This is a genomic window from Thalassospira sp. A40-3 (assembly GCF_015871485.1).
GTDB classification, from domain to species: Bacteria; Pseudomonadota; Alphaproteobacteria; order Rhodospirillales; family Thalassospiraceae; genus Thalassospira; species Thalassospira tepidiphila.
The window spans coordinates 234,121-257,956 of the sequence record NZ_CP065428.1 but is presented as its reverse complement, the minus strand read 5'-3'; the positions used below and the strand labels follow the sequence as shown (position 1 = coordinate 257,956).

Sequence of the window (23,836 nt, the reverse complement as noted above, 5' to 3'; positions counted from 1 at the left end):
TCATGAACAACATCACCGACGCCAAGCGCCAGTTGCTGGCGACTTACGCAGACTATTACGAGAAACTGTCGCTTGAGACGGTTGATCAGTTAAAGGAACTGGTGACAGACGATTTCGTCTTTTGCGACCCGTTCACGACCGTTAGGGGTCCAGACGCCGTTTGTCCCTATCTTGCCAAGGCGTTTACCGATGCGGAGCATCCGCGCTTTATCGTTACCCACCGTGCGATCGATCGGGATCGCGGATTTTTACGCTGGCGCTTTAGTGCGCGGGTAAAGGTGATCGGCAACTGGGAATTTACCGGCATGTCAGAGGTGACGTTTAACGACGATGGCACGCGCCTGGCATCGCATTTTGACCACTGGGATTCCGGCCAGAACTTTTATGCCAAAATCCCGGTACTGCGCTGGTTTATTCAGCGGCTTGCGCGACGCGTTGGGTCTTTGTGAAAAACAGCGTTACTTCGCCGATCTCAAAGCCCCATTTCTTGACCCGTGCCCGGTTGACCAGAACCCCATCGGGTTGCAGGAACATCCAGTCGTCGAACGTCACCCGCCAGGCACCATCACCGACCTTAAGATCCATGTCATAAGACCAGTTCAGGGCATTGCCGTACTGACTGCCAATCGCCTTGCCAACGATATCGTCCGCAAGCCCTTCATAGCTGTGTTCGTCGGTTTTGCTGATTTTCCAGACACGGCGGTCTGTTTCGCCGTCGTCATAGATAAAGTCTTCTTCAAGTGTCAGAACACCATCTTCAACGGTTCCCGTTATTTCGACGGTGAACTGACGACGCAGGGTTCCGAAACGATCTTCGAAAATTCCCCAAGCCCGGCTGTCGCCTTCGAAATAGTCAAACACGTCGAAGCGGGGTTCTTTTTGCGCAAAATCCTGCGGTTTCATCGACCCACATCCGGCTAATAGTACCAAAACACACAGCGCCATGAAGTTCCGCAGCATCGATTTTCTCCTGTCCTGACAATCCCAAGATCAATCATTGCGGCGTGAAAGGCGCCGACGAATGGCAACCTGATGCGTGCTGTCCAACGGAAAGCGCCACATCATCCCGATTGCTCCTGCCTTCAATACGATGGGGATCACCGCATAGATCAAAACCAGCACAACCAATGCGCCAGTTTTTTCCCCTCCTCCGTCGGTCAGGCCAAATGCCCCTAATATCGGAAAGGCAATCCCGGCGGCTAGCGCCATGGCAAGCTTGTTGGTCATGTTCCAAAGGGCAAATAAAAGCCCGGTGCGGCGCACCCCAAACCGGTAACGATCCCAGTCATCGACATCGGCCTGAATGGCGGGTGGCAAAGCCAGATCCGCGCCCAGTGCCGCCCCGGTAACAAGGCATATGACCGCAAAGGCACCGAAATCCCCGGCATCAAGGATCGGCACAAAGGCAAAGGCGACAATCGCCATCACCATGGCAAAACACCAGACGCGGTGCTTGCCAATGCGGCCGGCCATCACAACCCAAAGCGGAATGGCAATGATCGCCGCGGCAAAATAAAGCAGGATCAGAATATTTTCGCTGTCCTGATCAAGTTCGAGGTAATAGCGCACAAACAACGGAAAACACACGGCCGGAAATCCGGCTGCCAGACCATTGATCATCCATGCCGCAAGCAAGCGCATGAAAAGACCATTGTCACGCAGGCTTCGGGCGCCAAGGCGTAAAGTTGCCCAAAGGTTTCTTCTGCCAAAGCTGGATCGGCTTGTGCGTTTATGTTGCGCAACCGGATCGGGTACCTTCCAGACCAGAAGGGCAACAAATACAGCCCCCAGTGTCAGTGTCACGGTGGCAAGGGTTTGAATTTCGGCTGCGCGATCCGGCGCATTGATCAGCACCGGAATGGCCCCGGCCAATACAATCCCGATCAAGCCCGCCCCTTCACGAAGGGCGGTAAGCGTTGTGCGTTTTTTATAATCGCCCGAAAGATCCGCCCCCCAAGCAAGATAGGGCACCTGAAACATCGTCCAGCCGAGAAACAGCACACTTGCCCAGATGAGGAGATATAACGCGCTCGGTTGGGATGGCGGGCTGAACAGATACCAAAGCCCGATACCGGCAATCACCGCCCCGGCACCAGTCCAGATTTTGCGATTGCCGGTCTTGTCGGAAAGCCAACCAACCACGGGGTCGGTCAGCATATCGATCATGCGGACCAGCAACAAAACAACACCCGTGATCGCCAACCCAAGGCCAAGGTCATCGCCATAATAGCTTGGCAACAACACATAGGCCGGAATGGTCGGTACGGCTGCTGCCATCGCCGGTAGCGCGTAAAGAACCGAAATACGGGTGGGGTATTCAGCCTGTCGCATTTTCGCGATGTTCGATCACGAACAGCCCGACATCGATGGAACCCTGATCAAATCCGGTTTCGCAGTAGGCAAGGTAGTATTCCCACATGCGTTTGAAACGCAGATCAAATCCCTGCTTGGCAATGCCATCCCATGCATGCTGGAAGCTGCGCTGCCATTCGGCGAGTGTGCGGGCATAGGATTTGCCGAAAAATTCCGAATGACGCAGTTCAAGCCCGGCGGTATTAACCGCCGCAGAAAGCGCAGTTGGCGATGGTAACATGCCGCCCGGGAAGATGTAGCGTTGAATGAAATCCGCCCCGCGGCGATAGGTTTCAAACCGGTCATCATCAATCGTGATGATTTGCAATACTGCCTTGCCGCCCGGCTTCAGGCGTTTGCGGATCATCTCGAAATAGGTTGGCCAATGTTCTTCACCGACCGCCTCGAACATTTCGATCGAGACAATCTTGTCGTACTGGCCTTCTTCATGGCGGTAATCGCGTAGAACGATTTCGGTTCGGTCGATAAGTCCCTGCATCAAAAGGCGTTCGCGCGCAAAGGCGTGTTGTTCATTCGACAGGGTCAGACCGGTGACATTGCAACGATACTTGCCGGCTGCAAGTTCGGCAAAGCCGCCCCAGCCGCATCCGACTTCCAGCACATCTTCGCCTGATTTCAGTTCGGCAAGTTCGCAAATACGTTCATATTTCGCAGATTGCGCCGCATCCAGGGACATGTCGGGCGCGGTATACAGGCCCGACGAATAGGTCATGCTGGGATCAAGCCAGGCACGATAGAAATCATTGCCGAGGTCATAGTGATAGGCAATGTTGCGCTTTGATCCTTCAAGCGTATTGGCGTTGCGCAGATGTCCGATCCGCGCCACCGTGCGTGCCAGAAATCCTGCCGCCAGACGGGCCCGCACGATCGTTTCATTGTGCATGGCAAAGTGCATCAGATGCGTCAGATCCGGGCTGCTCCAACTGCCATCCATATAGGCCTCGGCAAAGGCAACATCCCCGCCCGTGGCCAGTTTGCGGATCGCCTGCCAGTCATGGATATGGATGGCCGCGCGCAGATTGGTTTCGTGTTCGCCAGAAAAATGCAGGGTGTCGTCATCGGGCAAAACAATGGTCAAACGACCGTAATGTAGATGCGCCAGAACGCGCTTGAGCATCGCCTTTAGAAGGCTGCGGCTGCCGGTCATGCTGCCCAGCATCGGCAGAATGCGGTCACGCAGTGAAAAGGCGGAAACGGATGCATTACGATTGCGGTTTGGCATTGTTTTTATCTCTTCCCTGATTGGGCCGCTGCTGTCCCGGCTTCCAGCACATAGGTTACAGGCTGCTCTGGCGGTGCTGGTCGTTTATGGAATGTCATACCCTTGCGCCAAAGATGGAGCGCCTCCCAGTGGATACCAGCCACGACCTTTAGGGTCATCAGCGGGTATCGAATGAAGGCTCCTAAAAGTTTACGGTCGGAAAGTTCGGTTCGATCACCAACAAAGGCAGCATTCAAAAACAGACCTTTTGCGTCGGTTTCGCGAATGGCAACCGCGACATTTTCATCTGGCATGCGAATGCGGAAATGATAGTCCGCGACCATATCGATGAAGGGTGAGACGTAAAAACCCTTCGCACAGGACTGGCGCAGCACGTTCTTGTCATCAAGTGCGCCTTCGCTGACCGGGATCAGGTAACTGTGCCGATCCCCGAAGGTGTTCGAGACCTCATACAGAACCGCGCCCACCGATCCGTCAGCACGATGGCAGAAATAAACCGAGAGCGGATTGAACACAAAACCTAGCAAGCGCGGATAGCACAACAGCCGTATTTTGTCCGCGCAATCACCAAGCCCGTGATCACTCAGAATTGCCTCCAACCGGGTGCGCAAATCGGTGGCACCCCCATCGGCGTGATCGCGGTCATGGAATGAAAACAGGTTAAAGCGATTGCGACTGAACAGTTTCAATTTGGCGGCAAGACCATCAATCTCGTCGAGATCAAGCAGGAAGGAAAACACCCGATAGCGCAGTTTGTGCTTTTTCGGACGCAAACGATGATGCGTGACCACCCCTTCAAACAGGGCCGATGCCGGTTTTGTCGCAACAGGACGTGTCATGCAGCCTCGCTTGATTGCGAACGGGCGGTTTCGCCAACATGGATACGGCCGCTTTCATTTTCGACATTCCACGGGCGTCGCACATTGCCAAGGGCCTCGGCCACCGCAAGGCCCGATTGAATGCCATCTTCATGGAAGCCATAGCCAAAGTAACTGCCGCAATACCAAAGGTTATCCACTCCCTGGATCGACCAGAGTTCCTTTTGTGCGGCCATTGCGCCCGCATCAAACAGCGGATGATCATACAGGAAGGATCTGATCACACTGCCCTCTGCCGGATGGCGTGGCGGGTTCAAGGTCACGAAAAGCGGCTGCCCCGGATCAAGATGCTGCAGGCGGTTCATCCAGTAGGTCACACAGACTTTCTGTTCGCCGTCATGATCTTCGGCCAAATAGTTCCAGCTTGACCAGACCTTCTCGGTTTTTGGCATCAGGCTGGCGTCATTGTGCAGGATCGCCAGATTGCGCTCGTATTTGAACGCCGAAAGCAGTTCGGCAGTGCGCGGGTCGGGTGTTTCCTGCAACGCCAGCGCCTGATCACCATGGCAGGCCAGAACGACGTGATCATATTCTTCACGCTTGCCATAGCGGTCCTCGACAAACGCGCCACCGGATGCGGTCTTGCCGACCTTGGCAATGGCACGGTCAAGAACCACACCGCCGGAAATCTGTGCTGTCATGCGTTTCACATATTCACGTGATCCACCAACCACGGTGCGCCATTGCGGGCGATCCTTGATCTGCAACAGGCCGTGGTTCTGGCAAAACCGAACGAACGCCGCCAGTGGATAGGCCATCATGGTATCGACCGGCGTCGACCAAATAGCCGCGCCCATCGGCAGCAGATGGTCATTGATAAAGGATTTGGAATAGCCATTGTCGCGCAGGTAATCGCCAAGGCTGATATGCTCAGCCGTGCGATCTTCAAGGGCCGCTGGGGCTTCGCGATAGAAGCGCAGGATATCGCGCACCATTTTCCAGAAGCGCGGACGGAACAGGTTGCGTTTTTGGGCAAACAGAGCGGAAAGATCGCCACCACCGTATTCCAGACCGCCCTCATCCATTGAAGCCGCAAAGGACATGTCTGTCGGGGTTGTTTCAACGCCCAAATGATCAAACAGCGCACAAAGGTTGGGGTAGCATCGGGTGTTATAGACAATGAAACCGGTATCGACCGGGGTTTGCCCGGCATCGACCGTGTTGGAATGACCGCCTGCGCGATCATCCTTTTCATAAAGCGTCACGTTGTGTGACTGGCTCAGCAGCCAGGCAGCAGACAAGCCAGATATTCCAGACCCGACAACGGCGATATTGAGTTTTCCCGGGGTGACAATGTTCATATCGGCGCGGCCCGCTTACTGTTAGTGTGTGACATTATTTATATGAGTACGCGGATCTGTAATTCGCGGATCACTCGGATTATTTTGGATTTGTTTGCCTGAACAGATTGTAAGTGTCTGGTAGGAAACATACATTTTTATTTGATCCGAATGAACGTGGCCGACGTAGGAATTGCATGATGAACACAATTCTGGCGCGGCCCCAACAGGGACCTGAAACAAAAATGAGCGGCACCACACCACGACGCACCGGGCCAGCCGATCCGGTCGAAGCGAAAAGATGTGCCGATTGGATTGTTTCCGTCGCAGCGACACGCGACCGGGAAGCATTTGCGCGATTGTTTGCGCATTTTGCCCCGCGCGTTAAAGCTTACATGTTCCGGTTTGGCGGTAATCCCGAGACCGCCGAGGAAATGGCACAGGAAGCAATGATGCAGGTCTGGCGCAAAGCGCACCTGTTTGATCCTGCGAAGGCAGCCGCCAGTACGTGGATTTTTACCATCGCCAGGAACCTTCGGATTGACCGGTTCCGGCAACGCAAACATATCGAGGTAGATGATTCCGACCCGACTTTGATTGTCGACGAAGATCCGCTGGCAGATGACGTAGTCAATCGCGACCAGGAGGCCGTCCTTGTCAAAGCTGCAATGGAAGAATTACCCGCCGACCAAAAGGTAGTTGTTGAATTGTCGTTTTTCGAAGATTGCTCACACAGTGAAATTGCCGAGCGTCTTGATATCCCGCTGGGAACTGTGAAGTCCCGTTTGCGGCTTGCGCTTGGCAAGTTGCGTGGCGGACTGGAAGGTGTCGCATGAACATTAAGCATCATCCAACCGATCAGACATTGATGGAATATGCCAGTGGTTCGCTGTCGCAAGCGATGGAGCTTCTGGTCGCAACCCACATGACCGTGTGCCCGCATTGCCGGGACAAGGTCAGTGGGTACGAAACCATGGGCGGTGCCGCGCTTGAAACCACGAACAGCATGTCGATGGCGGATCATTCGCTTGATCACGTCATGGCGATGCTTGAACGTGAAACAGCGAACGAAAACATCGTTGCGCAAGAATTGCCGTCATTGCGTCGCGTTGCGGTCGGTGAAAGCATTACCGGCAGCGCCATGAGCGCCCTGCCAAGACCGCTTGCCGATTTGCTGCCTGACGATGTGATGTCGCTTGATGATATTCCTTGGAAATCACTTGCACCGGGCGTGAAGCATTTCCAGCTGAAATCCATCGAAAGCAAGGGCACCGTGCGCCTGATGAAGATCGCGCCGGGTGTTTCGATCCCCGATCACGGGCACCATGGTCATGAAATGACCCTGTTGATCAAAGGATCCTATATCGACGAGATCGGGCGGTTCCGGGCCGGTGACGTGGCAGACCTTGATGATGACGTTGATCATCAACCGATTGCTGATACCGCCGAGGAATGCATCTGCTTGATCGCAACCGATGCGCCAATGAAGTTCAACCGTCTGCTGCCAAAATTGCTGCAGCCATTCTTTGGCATCTGATACCCGTTACCAATGCGTCCCAACGCATCGAGGCCCCGCTGGCAACACGCCTTCGGGGCCTCTTTTCTTTGCAGCGGGTCTATGCGGCGGGCATCAGCCAGCGCATCTGATGGTTTGCGGGCCCAGGCAGTTTGCAGGTTTTCGCAAGCCAGTTTCCGATATCGCCAAGTTGCTGATCAAACTGCCACGGTGGATTGATGACCAGAAGGCCGGTACCACGCATGCGACCCTTGGCACCACCCTGATCAGTAGCAAGTTCGGCACATAGAACGCCACCCGATGCCTTGATCGCGGAAAACGATTTGCGAAGGTCGTCATCAAACCCGTCCAACAGGATCGGGTACCACAGCATGAAAGTCGCGGTTGGCCATTTTTCCCAGGCTTCGCGGATTGCCTTGGCGGCCTTTTGATAATCCTGCTTCACATCATAGCTTGGATCCATCAGAACCAGTCCGCGGCGGATGGCGGGCGGCATCATGGCGACAACACCCTCATAGCCATCGCGTTTGTGCAGATGAATGCGTGCATCACGCTTGACCCTGTGATGAAGCATTTCATGTTCACGCGGATGAAGTTCCATAAGGACCAGTTCATCATCGTCGCGCAGCATATCGCGGATAATAAACGGTGATCCCGGGTAAAACGGACCTTGGTAATCATCGCCTTCGCGTACCCCATAATCGCGACCCTTGGCGACCGGATCAAACGCGGCGACATAGTTTAAGAAATGCTGCAGCATTTCGGGTGCATTGGCACCGTCCTTGGCGCGCGCATAACCGTCTTTCCACTCGCCGGTTTTGGCGGCCTGTTCACTGCCAAGGTCATACCAGCCCGATCCGGCATGGGTATCAATCACGCAGAACGGTTTGTTCTTATTGCGCAAATGTTCAAGCACCAGCCAAAGGGCCGCATGCTTGTGCATGTCGGCAAAATTCCCGGCATGGAAGCCGTGCAGGTAACTTAGCATGGCGGCTATCCTTTCTTCGGGCGCGAACGGTGACGTGCAGGTTTATACCCGCCCTTGCGGTGACCTTTACCCGCCTTTGCGCCTTCACGCGCGATATTGGCTTTGTCGTCGGTATTGGGCGCATTGGTAACATCGGGCACCTGATTACGGCGCGGCGGCTTGGCCGATCCGGGGGATAGCCTGCGATGGGTGGCAGGCGGTGCATCGACCTCGATCACCTTCCATTCGCCGGGCGCCAAACCATCGAGCGTCCAGTCCCCGATGGCATGCCGGATCAGACGCAAGGTCGGAAAACCGACGGCGGCGGTCATGCGGCGTACCTGGCGATTTTTGCCCTCGGTAATAGTCAGTTCGATCCAGCTTGTCGGGATCGCCTTGCGATAACGCACCGGCGGATCACGTTCCCAAAGCCCGGCCGGCTCATCGATCCGCCGGACCTTGGCGGGCAAGGTCATGCCGTCTTTAAGCTCTACCCCGCGGCGCAGGGCATCAAGTGCGGCGTCAGTGGGTTCGCCATCGACCTGCACCAGATATGTTTTGGGTTTCTTGAATTTCGGATGGGCGATCTGGGCGTTCAGCGGCCCGTTATCGGTCAGAAGCAACAAACCCTCGCTATCACGATCAAGCCTGCCGGCGGCATAAACGCCGGGCAGATCGATATAGTCGGCCAAGGTCGCCCGACCGTTTTCACGGTCGGTGAACTGGGTCAAAACGCCATAGGGTTTGTTAAACAGGATCAGTTGCGCCATGGCGCGCATAAAACCAGCTTTGACGAGGCTGTCAACTCAGTTCAGCCCCTAATCGCGGATGAGATATTCCATGGTGGTGACCACCCGCACGGTCTTGTTGATCTGGTTGGCTTCCATCATGTTGGGTGCGCCATCGGCGGCCAGTATCTGAAACAGGCCCTGTGTCGCACGGCGTATACCGCCAAGCTCACCGCCGGAATCCGCGGCAAATTGCTGGGCTGCTTCGCGGGCATTGGCGGTGGCAGCCGCGATCATTTCCGGTTTGATATCGTTAAGACCGGTGAACAGATAACTCGGCCCGGGGTTATAGCCCTGCCCGCCCAGAACAACACCACCCTGCAAAAGTTTACCGATATCCTGTGACGCGGCAACCACCGCATCAACATCATCGGTGCGGACCTGAATGGTCTGATTGACGATATAGCGACTTTCAATCGGCCCGGACCGATAGGACTGGGCAAGTTGATCGGTTACCTGCAGGTTTTGCAGCTCTGTCGCTTCGCGACCAATGCCGTGGCTGGCAAGAAATTCAAACAACATGTTGGTGTCGGCATCAATCTTGGCCTGTGCATTTTGCAGCACATCATCAGTCGCGACATAGGTAATCGGCCAGACGGCCTTGTCGGCCTTTACATCGCGTTCGGCCAGTCCCTTGACCGTGACATAGCGATCAAGGGCACGCATGTTTTCAATGCCGGTTCCGACCAGCCAGCCCGATGCGGTCAGCCCCCCGGCGACAACGATTGCCGCGACAACTTTGGCAAATCCCGATGATTGCGACATGATGCAGTTCCCCTGTCCGGTTTCGGGCGATATCGCAAACATGATATCACACTGTATGATTTTCACTGTATTGCGCTGAAAAACGGCGATTGCGGGGCAGCTTGTGATGGAAACCGCCAAGACCCGCAGTGTGAAATCGAAATGCATTGAATGCATTCAAAAACTATCGCATTCACCATTCGGGCGTGGTAAAACCCGGCCCAATCAATCATGCCAAATGCCACAAGAGGTCAACCATGCTGCGTTCTGAAATCAATGCCTGTATCGAGCATGCCAAGGAACTTTATGCATCCATCGCATTCAAACTGCCAGAATGGGCCCATTACAGCCCGGCGCAATGGGAAGCCGAACCTGATCTGGCAAAATGGTGCCGCAACCATCAGATGGGCTGGGATGTCACCGATTACGGCGAAGGCAATTTTGAGAAGCGCGGCCTGATCCTGTTTTGCCTGCGCAACGGTATCCTGCGCCAGCCGGGCGAAGTGCCATATGCCGAAAAGATCATGATCGTTGGCGAGAATCAGGAATGCCCGTGGCACTACCACAAGGTCAAAATGGAAGACATCATTGTACGTGGCGGCGGCAACCTGGTGATCGAGCTGTGCAACCTGACCGAAGATGGCCAGATGGACCGCGAAAACGAAGTCCGTGTCCGCACTGACGGCAAACTCAACATCCTGCCCGCTGGTGGCAAGGTTGTTCTGGAACCGGGTCAAAGTGTGACCCTGCCGCGTACGCTGATCCACCGCTTCTATGGCGAAGAGGGCAAGGGTCCGGTGATCGTGGGCGAAGTGTCGCAGGTCAATGACGATCTGACCGACAACTACTTCTTTGATTGCGATGCGCGCTTTACCAAGATCGAGGAAGACGTCGCACCGATCCACCCGCTGTGGAACGAACTGCCAAGCAGCTAAGCGACTGCAAATACCCGGATATAAAAAAGCCCTGCAGCAATTCTGCAGGGCTTTTTCGTATGTGACTTGAATTTCCCAAGTTACTCAGCTGGCGGCAGGTCTTCCTTTTTGCCGAGAATCTGGGTGAATTCCGGCATGTCACGCAGCGGCTCGAATTCTTCCTCGATCCAGGCGGGCTGGCGCATGGTATCGGACAATTCAACAGCACGTTGCAGGTCAGCAAGGGCGGCTTCCTTGAAACCAAGGCCGGCATTGGCACAGGCACGCTGATAATAACCGTTGGCGTTTTCGGGGGCCTCGGCCAATAGCCGATTGCACAGGCTAAGTGCCCAGTCACGATCCCCGAGCTGTAAGGCAGCATCCGCCTTGTAGGCCATGACTTCCGGATCACCGGGTGCGAGTTCGAGGATCTTGTCATAGGTTTCGATCTTTGCCCGCGGATTGCTGAGCTGGTTGGCTTGCAGCCACAGGGCATGAATGGTCTGGGTGCGTTCTATCTCGTGCTGATGCTCGTTGATCAGTTTGGATTTCAACAGCAGTTCGTTTTCAAGCGAGGTAAGCCGCCCTTCGAATTCCTGCGACAAACGTTGCAGTTCGGTATTGGCCAGATTGCGCACACTTGATTTCAATTCGCGCAGAGACTGCCATCCCAACATGGTCAAAAGCGCACCGACGGCCGCCACGAAATAAAAGAAGTAAGTCACGGTGTTCGATGAATAGGAAATCGCCTTGTCGATGGCTTCAAGCTGCCGGTTAACAACTTCGCGCAGCAATTCGGCACGCATGCCCTGCATTTCCGTACGCAGGTTTTTCAACTCATCAAGTACATAGCGTTCCATCAGAGGCGGCATGTTGGACCGTTCCTCGGCCGACAGGGGACGATAGTCGATCGACGGAACATCGGTCGTACTGTCTGTGACCTGACCATTGACCGTCGTCTGGTCTGATGAGCCGGTTGTCTGGGCGTTTGCAACGTCACCTGACAAAACAAAGCCCAACGCCACCACGACAGCAGCCATCAAAGCCGATAGTTTCTGCATCTTTTTATCCCGTTTTCTTTTCCGGATCGAAGCCGTTTCCTGACAAAGGCAGACTAGGGCGCAGACGTGAACAAACCAATAAAACTACAACCGCTGCGCTCTGTACGCGCATGTGGGAAAGCTGATATACTGCGTGTGCGAAATGCGCGGCCCAGACTTAAAGAAGTGCCTTTACATCCGACGATATCACTCCTTCAGGTTCCCAGGAATGCCTCAGCAAGAACAATACCGGCAGCGGTCATACGCGCTGTCGCGCGAAGCGCTGGAATTGATCAATGAATTGGGTTTGAGTGCAAACCCGATCAATTATGCTGTGTTCTTTGCCTATGTCGAAAAATCAAACGATGACCTTGTTGCGCTGATTGATATTCTGCGCGGCAACAAGCGTGCGTTGGATGATGTCAAATGCCACGAGCTTTATCAGCGGTTTATCGAGCCCAGTCGGGCAGAGCTTCTGCGTGAAACCATGTCCCATGATATGCACCGGCAGGTTTCCGATCTGATTGATCGACTGGCAAAAGGCAAGGAAGTTATCAGTACTGCCGAACTCAGAGATGCTGCCCACGATCTTTTGGGGATGGAAAACCGGGCCAACGCACAACAAAGTGCGAAAGGCGTGAACGATGCCGATCCGGCACCGGTCGAAGTCACCCAGCTGCTTCTTGATCTTGAGGAAATGAAACGCGAAGCCCACACAGATGGGCTCACGGGGATTGCCAATCGCAAGGCCTTTGACGAAAGCCTCCGCGACGCGGCGATGACAACGATGGAACGGGGTGAGTCCCTGAGCATCCTTTTGATCGACATCGATCATTTCAAACGGGTCAACGACAAACATGGTCATCAAGCTGGCGACCAAGTCATCAGGACATTGGCCAAGACCCTGCAACAGAATGTCAAGGGACGCGACACCACCGCGCGTTATGGCGGTGAGGAGTTTGCCGTCGTTCTTCCGGCCACGACGCTTACGGACGCCATGCGGGTCGCGGAAAACATTCGCGCATCAATCGAGTCTCTTCATCTGAGAAGTTTCAACCGCAACGAAGATCTGGGGCGGATCACGGCATCTGTCGGGGTTGCGACGTATCAACTTGGTGAACCCCTGACCCGCGTGATAGATCGTGCCGACCAGGCGCTTTATCTTGCCAAGGCGAATGGTCGAAACTGCGTGATGAACCAGAATGACCTTCTGACCCAGCCGATCAATCGCGCAGAAAGCGCATAAGCATCCGCCCCTTCAAAATTGACCTGTTTTATCATGTGAAATCAAAAATCGCCCGGATTACGGGAGATTCGATGATTTAAATCAAACCTTTCGCATATGCGTTTGCATAGGATGTCGCAGAAACTTATGGCGACATAATTCTACTGCAGGCAATTGATGAGCGCGTACGGGTTTAATCACAGAACAGCTCAACAGCACAGCAACGCTGCCCACAAACTGATGGCAGAGTTGGGTGTGGTTTCGCATCCGGACAATTTCCAGCTGTTTTTTACCTATGTCGCGCAGACGAACTTCGATCTTTGCCGCACGATCGATATTCTGCGCAGCAACCATCGCGAATTTGATGAAGCACAGTGCGAAGAGCTCCATACCCGTTTCTTCAGCGACAAGCGCGAAAACGAAATCATCGAACGCATTTCAAACGACTTGCGCGCGCAGTTGGGCAGCATCCTTGATACTGTGAACAAGGTCGGCGTCGACACACGGAAATACAAAAAGGCGCTTGATCATTTCTGCTCCTATGTCGGGGACAAGAACCGCAACCTCAGCAATCTTGAACAGGCACTTCATACCCTGCTGGGCGCCACCCGCGAGATGGAGGGCGTCAACCGCAGCCTTGAAAGCCGGTTGACGAACAGTTCGTCGGAAATCAACCGTCTGCGCGAAGATATGGAAAACCTGAAACGCGAAGCCATGACCGACGGGCTGACCGGCATTGCCAATCGCAAGGCATTCGATATGCAACTGCGCGATGGCATGATGCATGCCATGGAAGACGGTCAACCGCTTTGCCTTCTGCTTCTTGATATTGATCACTTCAAAAAGTTCAACGACACCTATGGCCATCAGGTCGGCGATCAGGTGATCCGGTTGATGGCAGAATCGCTCAAACGCAACATCAAAGGCCAGGATACTGCGGCCCGCTATGGCGGCGAGGAATTCGCAATCATCCTGCCTAGCACGTCGCTTGGCAATGCCGTGTTGTTTGGCAACAAACTGCGTCAATATATCGAAAGCCACAAGGTCGTGACCAAAAGCGGCAAGACGATCATCAGCAAGGCGACGGCGTCAATCGGGGTGGCTGAATTCCGGCCCGGCGAACCGGCCGCCAAATTGATTGAGCGAGCCGACAGGGCGCTTTACTTCGCCAAGGAAAACGGCCGCAATCAGGTTGCAAGCGAACAACAGATCGAACAATCCAAAACCACCGGCAAACGCGGGGACCTAAAACCCCCGAGCTCCAGAGGCATTGCCGCCGAATAGGTATTTGCGCCACTGGCACTGACAAGGCCACGTTTTCGACGTATAAGCAGGTCCGAAATTCACATGAATGGATCTGACGGGCTTGAAAAAGATTGATGTTCTTGTCATCGGGGCGGGTGCGGCCGGCCTGATGTGCGCGATTGAAGCAGGAAAACGCGGAAGAACCGTCGTGGTGGTTGATCATTCGACCAAACCGGCGGAAAAAATTCGCATTTCCGGTGGTGGGCGCTGCAACTTTACCAATATCCACACCAGCCCGGAAAACTTCATTTCGGAAAACAAGCGGTTCTGTGTTTCGGCACTTAAACGCTATACGCAGCAAGATTTCATTGATCTGGTGAACCGCCACAATATCGCTTGGCATGAAAAGACACTCGGCCAACTTTTCTGCGATGAATCGTCCTTTCAGATCATCGATATGTTGCTTGATGAATGCGATGCCGCCGATGTGACGATCAAGCTTAACACCGAGATTTCAAACATCATCAAACGCGATGATGACGGCTTTGATGTCACCACGCGCACGGGCGCGCAATGGACCTGTGCATCCCTTGTGGTCGCATGTGGCGGCCTGTCGATCCCGAAAATCGGTGCCACCGGCTTTGGCTATCAGATCGCACGTCAGTTCGGCATTAATGTCATTCCGACCCGTGCCGCACTTGTGCCGTTTGTTTTTGATCCGGATCTGCGTGCGCGTACCGGTGAACTTTCGGGGATATCTGTTGATGCCATCGTTCAATGCAATAAAAAGCAATTCCGCGAAGGTTTGCTGTTCACCCATCGTGGCCTTTCCGGCCCGTCGATCCTGCAGATTTCATCCTATTGGAACGAAGGCGACAGCATTACGGTAAACCTCAACCCGGAAGAAGACGCGTTCGATCTTTTGAAAACCGCCAAGGGTGAAAACCCGAAACAGGCGGTGCACACGGTTCTGTCACGCATCTTGCCAAACCGGCTTGCCCAGATGATTGCTGCCACCCATGGCCTTGATCGCCCGATTGGCGAAACCGGTGACAAGGCACTGCGCAAATTGGCGATGGATGTCAATCAATGGGCCCTGACACCAAGCGGCACCGAGGGGTATCGCACGGCCGAGGTCACGGTTGGCGGTGTCGACACCAATGCCCTGTCATCGAAAACAATGGAAGCACGTGACGTACCCGGCCTTTATTTCATTGGTGAAGTGGTTGATGTCACGGGCCATCTTGGCGGCTTCAATTTCCAGTGGGCATGGTCATCGGGCTGGTCTGCCGGACAGGTGGTTTAAACTGCCCTTCCGAACCCGCCTGATGCACTGATTGAATTCAGTGCGGGAACAAACGAGAAAACCAATCGTTTGAGTTGTAAGCGCGGTACAGATACCGCAGCAACAAATGTGAGGTTGGAACATGCTTGAATATGGTGGAATTATCGGACTTCTCGTCCTGATTGCCGATATCTGGGCAATCGTGAATATCATGGGCAGCGGTGCAAGCACCGGTGCAAAAGTATTGTGGACAGTACTTGTTGTTGTCCTGCCGGTCCTTGGCCTGATTATCTGGTTCTTTGCTGGCCCGCGCAGCGGACGCGCGACCGCTTAAAACCGGTTAAATCATTTCCCTCAATGACGAAAAAGGCCGACAGGAAACTGTCGGCCTTTTTCGTGGTTCTAAACACCCGCAGCAAAAATTACAGCACCACCAAGTGCAACCATCCCGATCCGCTGCCAGACAGGTCTGGGCGCGATCAGGCCATATGAAATGGCCGTCAGCCCCACCGCGACCTTAAGCCCGGCGATGATCGCCCAAACCGGATCGCTGCCAAGTTCGATCAGCGTGCTGTTGGCAATCATCGCCAGTGGCACGATATAAAGCCCGATGCCAAGCGCCATTGCTGTTCCGGCGACCTTGAGCCAGTTTTCCTCGACCATGCCCGCGGCAATGAACACCGCCCCGCAAACCGGCGGCGTAATCGTCGATAACAGCGCAAACCAGAACACAAACAGATGCGCCTGAAGCGGTTCAAGCCCCAGCTCTATCAACGCTGGTCCGGCGACCGAAACACAAATCACATAGGCCGCCGTGGTCGGGACTTCCATGCCAAGGATCAGACAGGCAAGTGCAGTCAGCAAAAGAGCTGGCCACAACATCCCACCCGATCCGGAAATCAGTAGCGAGGTGATCTTCACACCAAGTCCGGTCAGGCCGAGAACGCCGATAACGATCGACGCGCACAAGATGATCGAACCGATCATTGCCACCTGACGCCCGGCATTAAGGCAGACATCGGCGAACCTTTGCTTGCTGCGCGGCAAATCAACCGTCAGATCCGCATCAAGCAGCAGCAACGCCGCCCCCGCCAAAAGCGCCAGACAGGCGGCATATTGCGGCGTATAACCACCGCCAAACATGCCCCAAAGCAAAATGGTAAATGGCACCAGGAAGAAGGCCGATGTGATTACAACCGAACGCAGGTTCGGGCGATCTTCCTTTGGCACACCGGGAAGGTCATAGCGCATGGCAAAGGCATTGATGCCAACCCAGACGGCAAGGAAGTAAAGGACGGCTGGCAAGATGGCGGCAACCATGATGTCGACATAAGGCTTGCCGGTAAGTTCCACCATGACAAACGCCCCTGCCCCCATCAGTGGTGGCATGATCTGCCCGCCACTGGATGCTACGGCCTCAACCGCAGCCGCCAGACGTTTGGGGTAACCAAGCTTGGTCATGGCAGGCAGGGTAATCGCCCCGGTCGAGGCCACGTTCGCAGATGCAGACCCCGATATCGAGCCAAACAGCGCGGACGACACGACGGAAACCTTCGCCGCCCCGCCCTTAAGCCGACCGGCGGCGGCACCTGCGACATTCATAAAGCCCTGACCGGCCTCGCCGCCATTCAAAACCGCCCCGAAAATAACGAAGATCGCGACGATATTGACCGACACGCCCGTCAGGCTGCCCCAAAGGCCGCCCTCGGCGATGGTCAGGGTGCCCAGCATACTTTCAACTGGCAGCCCGGCATGGCCAAACTCGCCCGGAATATGTTGCCCGAACAGCGCATAGAGCAGTGCAATTGCCGCCACCGTCGGCAACGGCCAGCCGATTGCCCGACGTGCCATTTCAAGCACAATCAGTAATAACGCCGCTGCCAGCATGATCTGGCTATTGCCCATCAGGAAACCGTATTGATCGCCAAGCGTCTGATGATTGGCAACGATCCAACCGCACGCAATCAGACCAATCAGCGTCAGGACGATGCCAGAGATTTTCTGTGCACGGGTTTTGGCAACAAAGATCAGCGCCCAAGGCAGGGCAAGCGCCATGTGGATCGGGCGGCTAACAAGATTGGGAACCAATCCTGAAAAAATCAGCCACAGGTGAAAGGCAATTGAAACGGCGCCAAGGGCGATCCAGAAGGGACGAGTGGTGGCTGACATAATCTAAATGGCTTGTTTGACAAGAAACGGCCCGGCAAAACTGCCGGGCCTTGAACATGTTGTCTGATCAGCACTTAGCGCTGATCGTCGCGGATGGAAAACCCGACTTCGTCATAGTAACGCAGCGCACCGGGATGCATTTTGCCCGTGATGTTGGCAAGCATTTCCGGGCTGACACCGTTCCACCATGAAGAGCTTTCACCCATTTTCGCCTTCTGCTCCCAGAAGGTTTTGGTCAGCGCATAAGCCGTATCGGCATCCATTTGGGTGGTGGCAAAGGCAACAACCGAAAGCGATGCAGTGGTGATGTCTTCTTCCTGACCGTTATAGGTCCCGGCCGGGATGACGGTTTTGTCACGCTTGGTCTCGGCAAGCTGATCTTCGGACAGCGACAGAACAATGACGTCGGTTCCTGCCGCGGCCTCGATCACGTTCGGGGCAGGCCAGGAACCAGCGGTCACAAAGCCATCAATCTGACCGTTTTTAAGGGCGGCCACCGCATTGGACAGTTCGGCATCGGCCAGATCGACCTTGCCTTCAAGACCAAACAGCTGAAGGTATTTTTCACCTTCACGCGCGCCAAAGGATCCCTTGCCAAGCAGAATGGTCTTGCCTTCGAGATCGGCAAAGCTGGTCGCACCGGAATCAGCACGCATCACGAAATGCATGGTCAGCGACGGGATCGGGAACAGGGCGCGGACTTCGGCAAACTTTTCGGTCGGACGTCCGTCGAACGGGCCTTTGCCGTTCTGTGCCAGGCTTACGAGACCGGGCGGGGAGGTGAAGACATAATTGCCCGGACGCACCATGGCTTCCATGACGTTCTGAACCGAACCCTGGCTTTCCTCGACCGTGACGATGATATCGCCATCGGTACCGGTTTTCATCGCCTCGGCAAACTGGGCGGCCATCTGGTAATAGGATGACGCGGCCTTGGCCGATTTCAGGGTGACGCGGGTTTCAGCCTGCGCGGCATTCGCCACGGACAAGGCCATCATACCGGCGGCAATCACACCGAGTGTGCGCACAATTTTCAAGGTTTCCTCCCCTTGTATGGTCGGTTCATCAGTTGGCTTGAATGCCGATTATCATCAATGAACCTGAAGTCTGGTGGCGAAACGCAAAATCCAACCCCGGATCGCGGGAATTTTGGCAAATTGCGTCTGATTTCGGTCCATAGAAAGCATCAACACCCCCAAGGTCAAGCTGCTTGTGCGATTTTCACCGAACAAAGCCTGCTTAGGCGCCAAGTAAAGCCGCTTTACACATATCAGTTGCGCGAAACCGGCACTATGCGCGTGGGCCAAGCGGGATTAAAGAAGGTTCATAATTTTTGCGGAACTTCTTGTGCGCCGTGGTGTTAAACACAAAATGCACTATTCCCCTTGTGTACCAAGGGCTTGTAAGGATTGACACGGTCGATCCCCTTGCCGCAGGGTGCCTGCCTGATTGAAACTCAAACGAGGATGCCATGCCGCGTTCGCCGGTCGCCCTTATTATTGCACTGTCTGCAACGCTGTTCGCCGCGTTTGCGCTGAATAGTGGGGCATCTCTGCAATCATCGCTGCTTGCACTGCGTGCATCCGCCGAGGGATTTGCGCCGGTCTATACCGGTATCATCATGGCATCCTATTATATCGGGTTCGTTGCCGGCATCATCTGGGGGGCGAGCCTTGTCAACCGGGTCGGCCACATCCGGACGTTTGCCGCACTGGCATCGGCCGCGTCGGCCATCACACTTTTACATGCCGTTCTGGTTGATCCGATTACCTGGTCGCTGTTTCGCATCATGACCGGCTTGTGCGTTTCGGGCCTGTATCTGGTGATTGAAAGCTGGCTGAACGCGCAGGCGGACAATACATCGCGCGGTGGGACGATTGCGATTTACATGACGGTTTCGCTTGGCGGGCTGGCGATTGGTCAGCTGTTGCTCAATGGTGCCCCAGTTAGCAGTTTCGAGCTGTTTACGGTGGCTTCTGTCCTGCTGTCGCTGTCGCTTGTTCCGCTTGCCCTGACCCGTCAGCCACCGCCGTCTGCGGTCAGCGGTGAACGCATGACATTCCGCCGTCTTTACAAGATTTCGCCGCTGGGCTTCGTTGCCGCATCGGGTGCAGGTGTGCTTTCGGGGGCGGTTTATGGTGTCGGGCCGGTTTTCGCGGCTGACCTCGGACTTGCGACCAATGAGATCGCCTATTTCATGTTCTTCGTCATTCTGGGCGGCATGATCATGCAATTTCCGATCGGCAAGATTTCGGACATGGTGCCGCGCCAATATGTGATGATTTTCGTTCTGACCGGGCTTGCGATCTGTGGATTTTTCCCGCTGGTTGCGCCGGATCTTGTCCGCGACAATCTGACAGTCTGGGGCGGGATCACGGGCGTGTTCATCATGCCGGTTTACGGCCTGGCTGTGGCCTATGTGAATGACTATCTTGAGCCGGAGGATATTGTTCCTGCGTCTGGTGGTCTTCTGATCATTTATGGCGGGTCTGCTGCGTTTGGTCCAATTCTGGGATCCAGTGCAATCGGTTATTTCGGCCCATGGGCCTTGCCGGTCCTGTTTTCAATCGTTGGCATTTGCGTTGCGAGCTTTGCAACGTACCGCGCTGGCTTTGGCCGTCGTATCTCGATCGAGGAACAGGGTCAGTTCGTTGCCGTGCCCCGCACCACGCCAATGGCGTTTGAGCTGTCACCGATTACGGACGACATCAGTCTCAATGACGAAGACGACAGCAAAGAGCCAGATAATGAAACAAAACCAATGGACCCCCATGATCTGCAAGATGTGCTGACCCCGGATGGCACGGCACATCCCGACGACATTGGACAGGTGCCACCAGCAGACAGCGACGGCACGACAGATCCGAATGCAGACAAGAAGATGTGAATGTCTGTCGATTGGGGCAGAATGATCAGGCTTCCATAATGCGGAAAACATCCCGCAATTTTGAAACCGGCTGTGGACCCGGGCCTGCTTCAACCCATATGTTGTGAACCAACGATAGGCGAGTTGCCTTTGCCGCGCTTTATGTGTTCGTCGGCAAAGCCATATTAATCGCCCGAAACAGTTCCAAGTCTGGTGAGAGAAAACATGACCCAACGCATCCAAGAAGGCGGACTTCAGATTGCAAAAGTGCTGCACGATCTGGTGGCCAACGAAGTCATTCCGGGAACCGGGATCAGTTCCGATCAGTTCTGGGCATCCTTTGAAAAGCTCGTCACTGAACTTGGACCACGCAACAAGGCGCTGCTGGCAAAGCGCGACGAATTGCAGGCCAAGATCGACCACTGGCATCTGTCGCGTCAGGATCAGCCACGCGACCCGGCCGCCTACAAGGAATTCCTGACCGAGATTGGTTATCTTCTGCCCGAAGGCGATGATTTCTATATCACCACCACCCATGTCGATCCGGAGATTGGCCGGGTGGCAGGCCCGCAGCTTGTCGTGCCGGTGATGAACGCGCGCTATGCGCTTAATGCGGCCAATGCGCGCTGGGGCAGCCTTTATGATGCGCTGTATGGCACCGATGTGATCGACGAAGCCGACGGCAAGGAAAAGACCAAGTCATTCAATCCGAAACGCGGTGCTGCGGTTGTGGCTTATGCCGCGAACTTCCTTGATGAAGCCGCCCCGCTTGCAACCGGCAACCATGCCGATGCTACGAAATACGAAGTGCGCGAAGACGCATCAGGCTGGTGGACGCTGGTTGTCACCCTGTCTGATGGCAGCGAAACCGCACTTGAGCTGCCCTCTCAGTTCATCGGGTATAACGAAAAGGACGGCAAGCTGACCGATGTCCTGCTGCGTCGTCACAGCCTGCATATCGAAATCCACATTGATCCGACGCATCCGATTGGCAAGGAACATGCCGCGGGCGTGTGCGATGTCATTTTGGAATCTGCTGTCAGCACCATTCAGGATTGCGAAGATTCGATTGCCGCCGTTGATGCCGAGGACAAGACCGTTGCCTATCGCAACTGGCTTGGCCTGATGAAAGGCACGCTTGAAGAAAAATTTGAAAAAGGTGGCAAGACGATCACCCGTCGTCTGAACCCGGACCGGACCTATCAGGGCTTTGACGGGACTGAAGTTGTCCTGCCGGGCCGCAGCCTGATGCTGATCCGTAATGTCGGTCACCTGATGACCACAGACGCGGTGCTTGATGCCAATGGCGACGAAGTCCCGGAAGGCTTCCTTGATGCCATGGTCACCAGCCTGATCGCCAAGCATGATGTGATCGGCAATAACGAACTTTCGAACTCCCGCCATGGCAGCGTCTATATCGTGAAGCCGAAAATGCACGGCCCCGAAGAAGTCACGCTGACCAACGATCTGTTTGCCTTTGTCGAAAAGGCGATTGATCTGCCCGAACATACCCTTAAGGTCGGCATCATGGATGAGGAACGCCGCACCACGGTCAACCTCAAGGAATGCATCCGTGCCGCCAAGGACCGCGTGGTCTTTATCAATACCGGCTTCCTTGACCGTACCGGTGATGAAATCCATACCAGCATGGAAGCTGGTCCGATGGTCCGCAAGGAAGCGATGAAAGACCAGTACTGGATCGCGGCTTATGAAAACTGGAACGTCGATATCGGTCTTGAATGCGGCATGAAGGGCGTTGCCCAGATCGGCAAAGGCATGTGGGCCAAACCGGACCGCATGGCCGAAATGATGGAAGCCAAGATCGGCCATCCCAAGGCCGGTGCGAAATGCGCCTGGGTTCCGTCACCGACGGCAGCAACCCTGCACGCCATCCACTATCATCAGGTTGATGTCCGCGCGGTTCAGGACGAGATTGGCAAACGCGAACGCGCAAGCCTTGATGACATTCTGGCGATCCCGCGTCTGGGTGACATCAAACCGATGCCAAGCGAAATCCAGGAAGAACTTGATAACAATGCCCAGGGCATTCTGGGTTATGTTGTGCGCTGGATCGACAGCGGGATCGGCTGTTCGAAGGTGCCAGACATCAATGATGTTGGCCTGATGGAAGACCGCGCGACGCTTCGTATTTCAAGCCAGCATATCGCCAACTGGCTCCATCATGGCCTGTGCAGCGAAGAACAGGTGATGGAAACCATGAAACGCATGGCCGCCGTCGTCGACAAACAGAATGCCGGTGACCCGACCTATCGCAACATGGCCCCGAACTTCGATGACAGCATCGCCTTTGCGGCCGCCTGTGATCTGGTCTTCAAGGGTCGCGAACAGCCAAACGGCTACACTGAACCGGTCCTGCATGCGCGCCGCCGTGAAGCCAAGGCAAAATACGGTTCGTAATCGCGACACCACATATCAAACACACACAAAACAAAAGCCGCCCGACACATTCGGGCGGCTTTTATGTTGCAAGAAATGCTGCAGCATAAACTGCAACATTTTAAACGGGATCAGTTCCCCAGCGTCATGATTTCATAGCCCTTTTCGGTGACAACAAGGGTGTGCTCGTACTGCACGGTTGCGTCCCCAGTATCAGCATACAGCGTCCAGCCATCTTCGCTATCAAGGGCCCATTTCGCGCCACGTGACAGAAACGGTTCGATGGTAATCACCTGCCCCTTTTTAAGGGCGCGGCGTTCCTTGGGGTCATCCCAGGTCGGGATGGTGTGGGGATGTTCATGCAGCGACTTGCCAATACCGTGGCTGGCAAGATTGCGGATCAGGGTATAGCCACCCTTGCGGGCGAACATTTCGATCTTAAGCCCGATCTCGCGAATAGGCGCCTTGTCGCGCACCACCTTGATACCAGCCCACATGGCTTTCTTGCCGTCTTCGCAAAGCTTGGCGATTTCGGGCTTTGCCGTGCCGCAGATGAAGCTGGCACCGGTATCGGAAAAATAGCCATCAAGGGATGCCGAAACATCGATATTGACCAGATCGCCATCGGCCAGAACCAGATCACCGGGAATACCATGCGCAACCGCATCATTCACACTGATACAGGTCGCACCGGGGAACTTGTATTCGCTTTCCGGGGCGGACACCGCACCGGCATCCTCAAGAACCTTGCGGCCGATATCATCAAGCTCGGCGGTTGTGATCCCCGGGACGATGGCCGCCCCCATGACATCTCGCGCACGGGCACAGATTCGCCCGATCTTGCGCAATTGTTCGAGTTCTTTTTCGGATGAAATTGTCATGAAATGCTTATTGCGATGCCCTGAGACAAAGTCAAGAAAACCCGCA

General features: G+C 54.9%; 22 protein-coding genes. 10 read left to right on the top strand and 12 right to left on the bottom strand.

What is annotated here, in order from left to right; genetic code table 11:
* The first annotated feature begins 2 nt into the window (after nt 1-2).
* A complete protein-coding gene (locus IT893_RS01150; RefSeq protein ID WP_197146565.1) occupies nt 3-449 on the top strand; it encodes a nuclear transport factor 2 family protein in 447 nt (148 codons plus the stop codon).
* Here IT893_RS01150 and IT893_RS01145 read toward each other — a convergent pair.
* The 5 genes from IT893_RS01145 to IT893_RS01125 all read right to left on the bottom strand — a co-directional run bounded on the left by IT893_RS01145 (nt 412) and on the right by IT893_RS01125 (nt 5,774).
* A complete protein-coding gene (locus IT893_RS01145) occupies nt 412-903 on the bottom strand; it encodes a DUF3833 domain-containing protein (RefSeq protein ID WP_008889729.1) in 492 nt (163 codons plus the stop codon). The genes IT893_RS01150 and IT893_RS01145 overlap by 38 nt on opposite strands.
* Before the next feature lie 87 nt (nt 904-990).
* Nucleotides 991-2,331 (bottom strand): MFS transporter, encoded by a 1,341-nt coding sequence (locus IT893_RS01140; protein ID WP_197146564.1) that lies wholly within the window; start codon nt 2,329-2,331, stop codon nt 991-993.
* Entirely contained in the window at nt 2,318-3,595 is a 1,278-nt protein-coding gene (locus tag IT893_RS01135; RefSeq protein ID WP_197146563.1) for a cyclopropane-fatty-acyl-phospholipid synthase family protein, read from the bottom strand. Before IT893_RS01135 ends, IT893_RS01140 begins: the two co-directional genes overlap by 14 nt.
* 5 nt (nt 3,596-3,600) lie before the next feature.
* Nucleotides 3,601-4,434: a DUF1365 domain-containing protein gene (locus IT893_RS01130; RefSeq protein ID WP_197146562.1), complete on the bottom strand. Its 834-nt coding sequence runs from the start codon at nt 4,432-4,434 to the stop codon at nt 3,601-3,603.
* Nucleotides 4,431-5,774, bottom strand: coding sequence for an NAD(P)/FAD-dependent oxidoreductase (locus tag IT893_RS01125; RefSeq protein WP_197146561.1), 1,344 nt, complete (start codon nt 5,772-5,774; stop codon nt 4,431-4,433). The genes IT893_RS01130 and IT893_RS01125 overlap by 4 nt, the downstream gene beginning before the upstream one ends.
* A gap of 224 nt (nt 5,775-5,998) precedes the next feature.
* On the opposite strand from IT893_RS01125, the gene IT893_RS01120 reads away from it, so the two are divergent.
* Both IT893_RS01120 and IT893_RS01115 read left to right on the top strand, forming a co-directional pair.
* Nucleotides 5,999-6,589, top strand: a complete 591-nt coding sequence (locus IT893_RS01120; protein WP_063089255.1) for a sigma-70 family RNA polymerase sigma factor — start codon at nt 5,999-6,001, stop codon at nt 6,587-6,589.
* On the top strand, nt 6,586-7,290 hold the full coding sequence (locus tag IT893_RS01115; RefSeq protein ID WP_063089256.1) for a ChrR family anti-sigma-E factor: 705 nt from the start codon (nt 6,586-6,588) through the stop codon (nt 7,288-7,290). Before IT893_RS01120 ends, IT893_RS01115 begins: the two co-directional genes overlap by 4 nt.
* A gap of 79 nt (nt 7,291-7,369) precedes the next feature.
* Here IT893_RS01115 and IT893_RS01110 read toward each other — a convergent pair whose 3' ends face one another.
* The 3 genes from IT893_RS01110 to IT893_RS01100 are packed head-to-tail and all read right to left on the bottom strand — an operon-like array spanning nt 7,370 to nt 9,789.
* On the bottom strand, nt 7,370-8,257 hold the full coding sequence (locus IT893_RS01110) for a 23S rRNA (adenine(2030)-N(6))-methyltransferase RlmJ (RefSeq protein ID WP_197146560.1): 888 nt from the start codon (nt 8,255-8,257) through the stop codon (nt 7,370-7,372).
* 5 nt (nt 8,258-8,262) lie between these two features.
* Entirely contained in the window at nt 8,263-9,006 is a 744-nt protein-coding gene (locus tag IT893_RS01105) for an rRNA large subunit pseudouridine synthase E (protein ID WP_252724035.1), read from the bottom strand.
* A gap of 48 nt (nt 9,007-9,054) precedes the next feature.
* A complete protein-coding gene (locus IT893_RS01100; RefSeq protein WP_197146558.1) occupies nt 9,055-9,789 on the bottom strand; it encodes an SIMPL domain-containing protein in 735 nt (244 codons plus the stop codon).
* Between the two features lie 236 nt (nt 9,790-10,025).
* Between IT893_RS01100 and IT893_RS01095 the strand changes: the two genes are divergently transcribed.
* Nucleotides 10,026-10,703 carry a D-lyxose/D-mannose family sugar isomerase gene (locus tag IT893_RS01095; RefSeq protein WP_008889719.1) on the top strand — a complete coding sequence of 226 codons (678 nt, stop codon included), beginning with the start codon at nt 10,026-10,028 and terminating at the stop codon, nt 10,701-10,703.
* A gap of 80 nt (nt 10,704-10,783) precedes the next feature.
* Here IT893_RS01095 and IT893_RS01090 read toward each other — a convergent pair whose 3' ends face one another.
* Nucleotides 10,784-11,743, bottom strand: coding sequence for a hypothetical protein (locus IT893_RS01090; protein ID WP_197146557.1), 960 nt, complete (start codon nt 11,741-11,743; stop codon nt 10,784-10,786).
* Between the two features lie 208 nt (nt 11,744-11,951).
* On the opposite strand from IT893_RS01090, the gene IT893_RS01085 reads away from it, so the two are divergent.
* From IT893_RS01085 to IT893_RS01070, 4 genes are all read left to right on the top strand, one after another.
* Nucleotides 11,952-12,968, top strand: coding sequence for a GGDEF domain-containing protein (locus tag IT893_RS01085; protein ID WP_197146556.1), 1,017 nt, complete (start codon nt 11,952-11,954; stop codon nt 12,966-12,968).
* A 156-nt stretch (nt 12,969-13,124) separates the two neighbouring features.
* Nucleotides 13,125-14,231, top strand: a complete 1,107-nt coding sequence (locus tag IT893_RS01080; protein WP_252724034.1) for a GGDEF domain-containing protein — start codon at nt 13,125-13,127, stop codon at nt 14,229-14,231.
* A gap of 82 nt (nt 14,232-14,313) precedes the next feature.
* Complete coding sequence (locus IT893_RS01075; protein ID WP_252724033.1) at nt 14,314-15,498, top strand: NAD(P)/FAD-dependent oxidoreductase; 1,185 nt, start codon at nt 14,314-14,316, stop codon at nt 15,496-15,498.
* 121 nt (nt 15,499-15,619) lie between these two features.
* Complete coding sequence (locus IT893_RS01070; RefSeq protein ID WP_008889714.1) at nt 15,620-15,811, top strand: PLDc N-terminal domain-containing protein; 192 nt, start codon at nt 15,620-15,622, stop codon at nt 15,809-15,811.
* A 68-nt stretch (nt 15,812-15,879) separates the two neighbouring features.
* Here the strand turns inward: IT893_RS01070 and IT893_RS01065 are convergent, their stop codons facing one another.
* Nucleotides 15,880-17,646 carry a TRAP transporter fused permease subunit gene (locus IT893_RS01065; RefSeq protein WP_197146554.1) on the bottom strand — a complete coding sequence of 589 codons (1,767 nt, stop codon included), beginning with the start codon at nt 17,644-17,646 and terminating at the stop codon, nt 15,880-15,882.
* A gap of 74 nt (nt 17,647-17,720) precedes the next feature.
* Nucleotides 17,721-18,674, bottom strand: coding sequence for a TAXI family TRAP transporter solute-binding subunit (locus IT893_RS01060; RefSeq protein ID WP_252724134.1), 954 nt, complete (start codon nt 18,672-18,674; stop codon nt 17,721-17,723).
* Nucleotides 18,675-19,117: 443 nt separating this feature from the next.
* Here IT893_RS01060 and IT893_RS01055 point away from each other — a divergent pair, with 443 nt between their 5' ends.
* Both IT893_RS01055 and IT893_RS01050 read left to right on the top strand, forming a co-directional pair.
* Nucleotides 19,118-20,533: an MFS transporter gene (locus IT893_RS01055; RefSeq protein WP_197146552.1), complete on the top strand. Its 1,416-nt coding sequence runs from the start codon at nt 19,118-19,120 to the stop codon at nt 20,531-20,533.
* Nucleotides 20,534-20,737: 204 nt separating this feature from the next.
* Nucleotides 20,738-22,930: a malate synthase G gene (locus tag IT893_RS01050; RefSeq protein WP_197146551.1), complete on the top strand. Its 2,193-nt coding sequence runs from the start codon at nt 20,738-20,740 to the stop codon at nt 22,928-22,930.
* Nucleotides 22,931-23,040: 110 nt separating this feature from the next.
* Here the strand turns inward: IT893_RS01050 and map are convergent, their stop codons facing one another.
* Nucleotides 23,041-23,790, bottom strand: a complete 750-nt coding sequence (gene map / locus IT893_RS01045; protein WP_064781250.1) for a type I methionyl aminopeptidase — start codon at nt 23,788-23,790, stop codon at nt 23,041-23,043.
* Nucleotides 23,791-23,836: the final 46 nt, after the last annotated feature.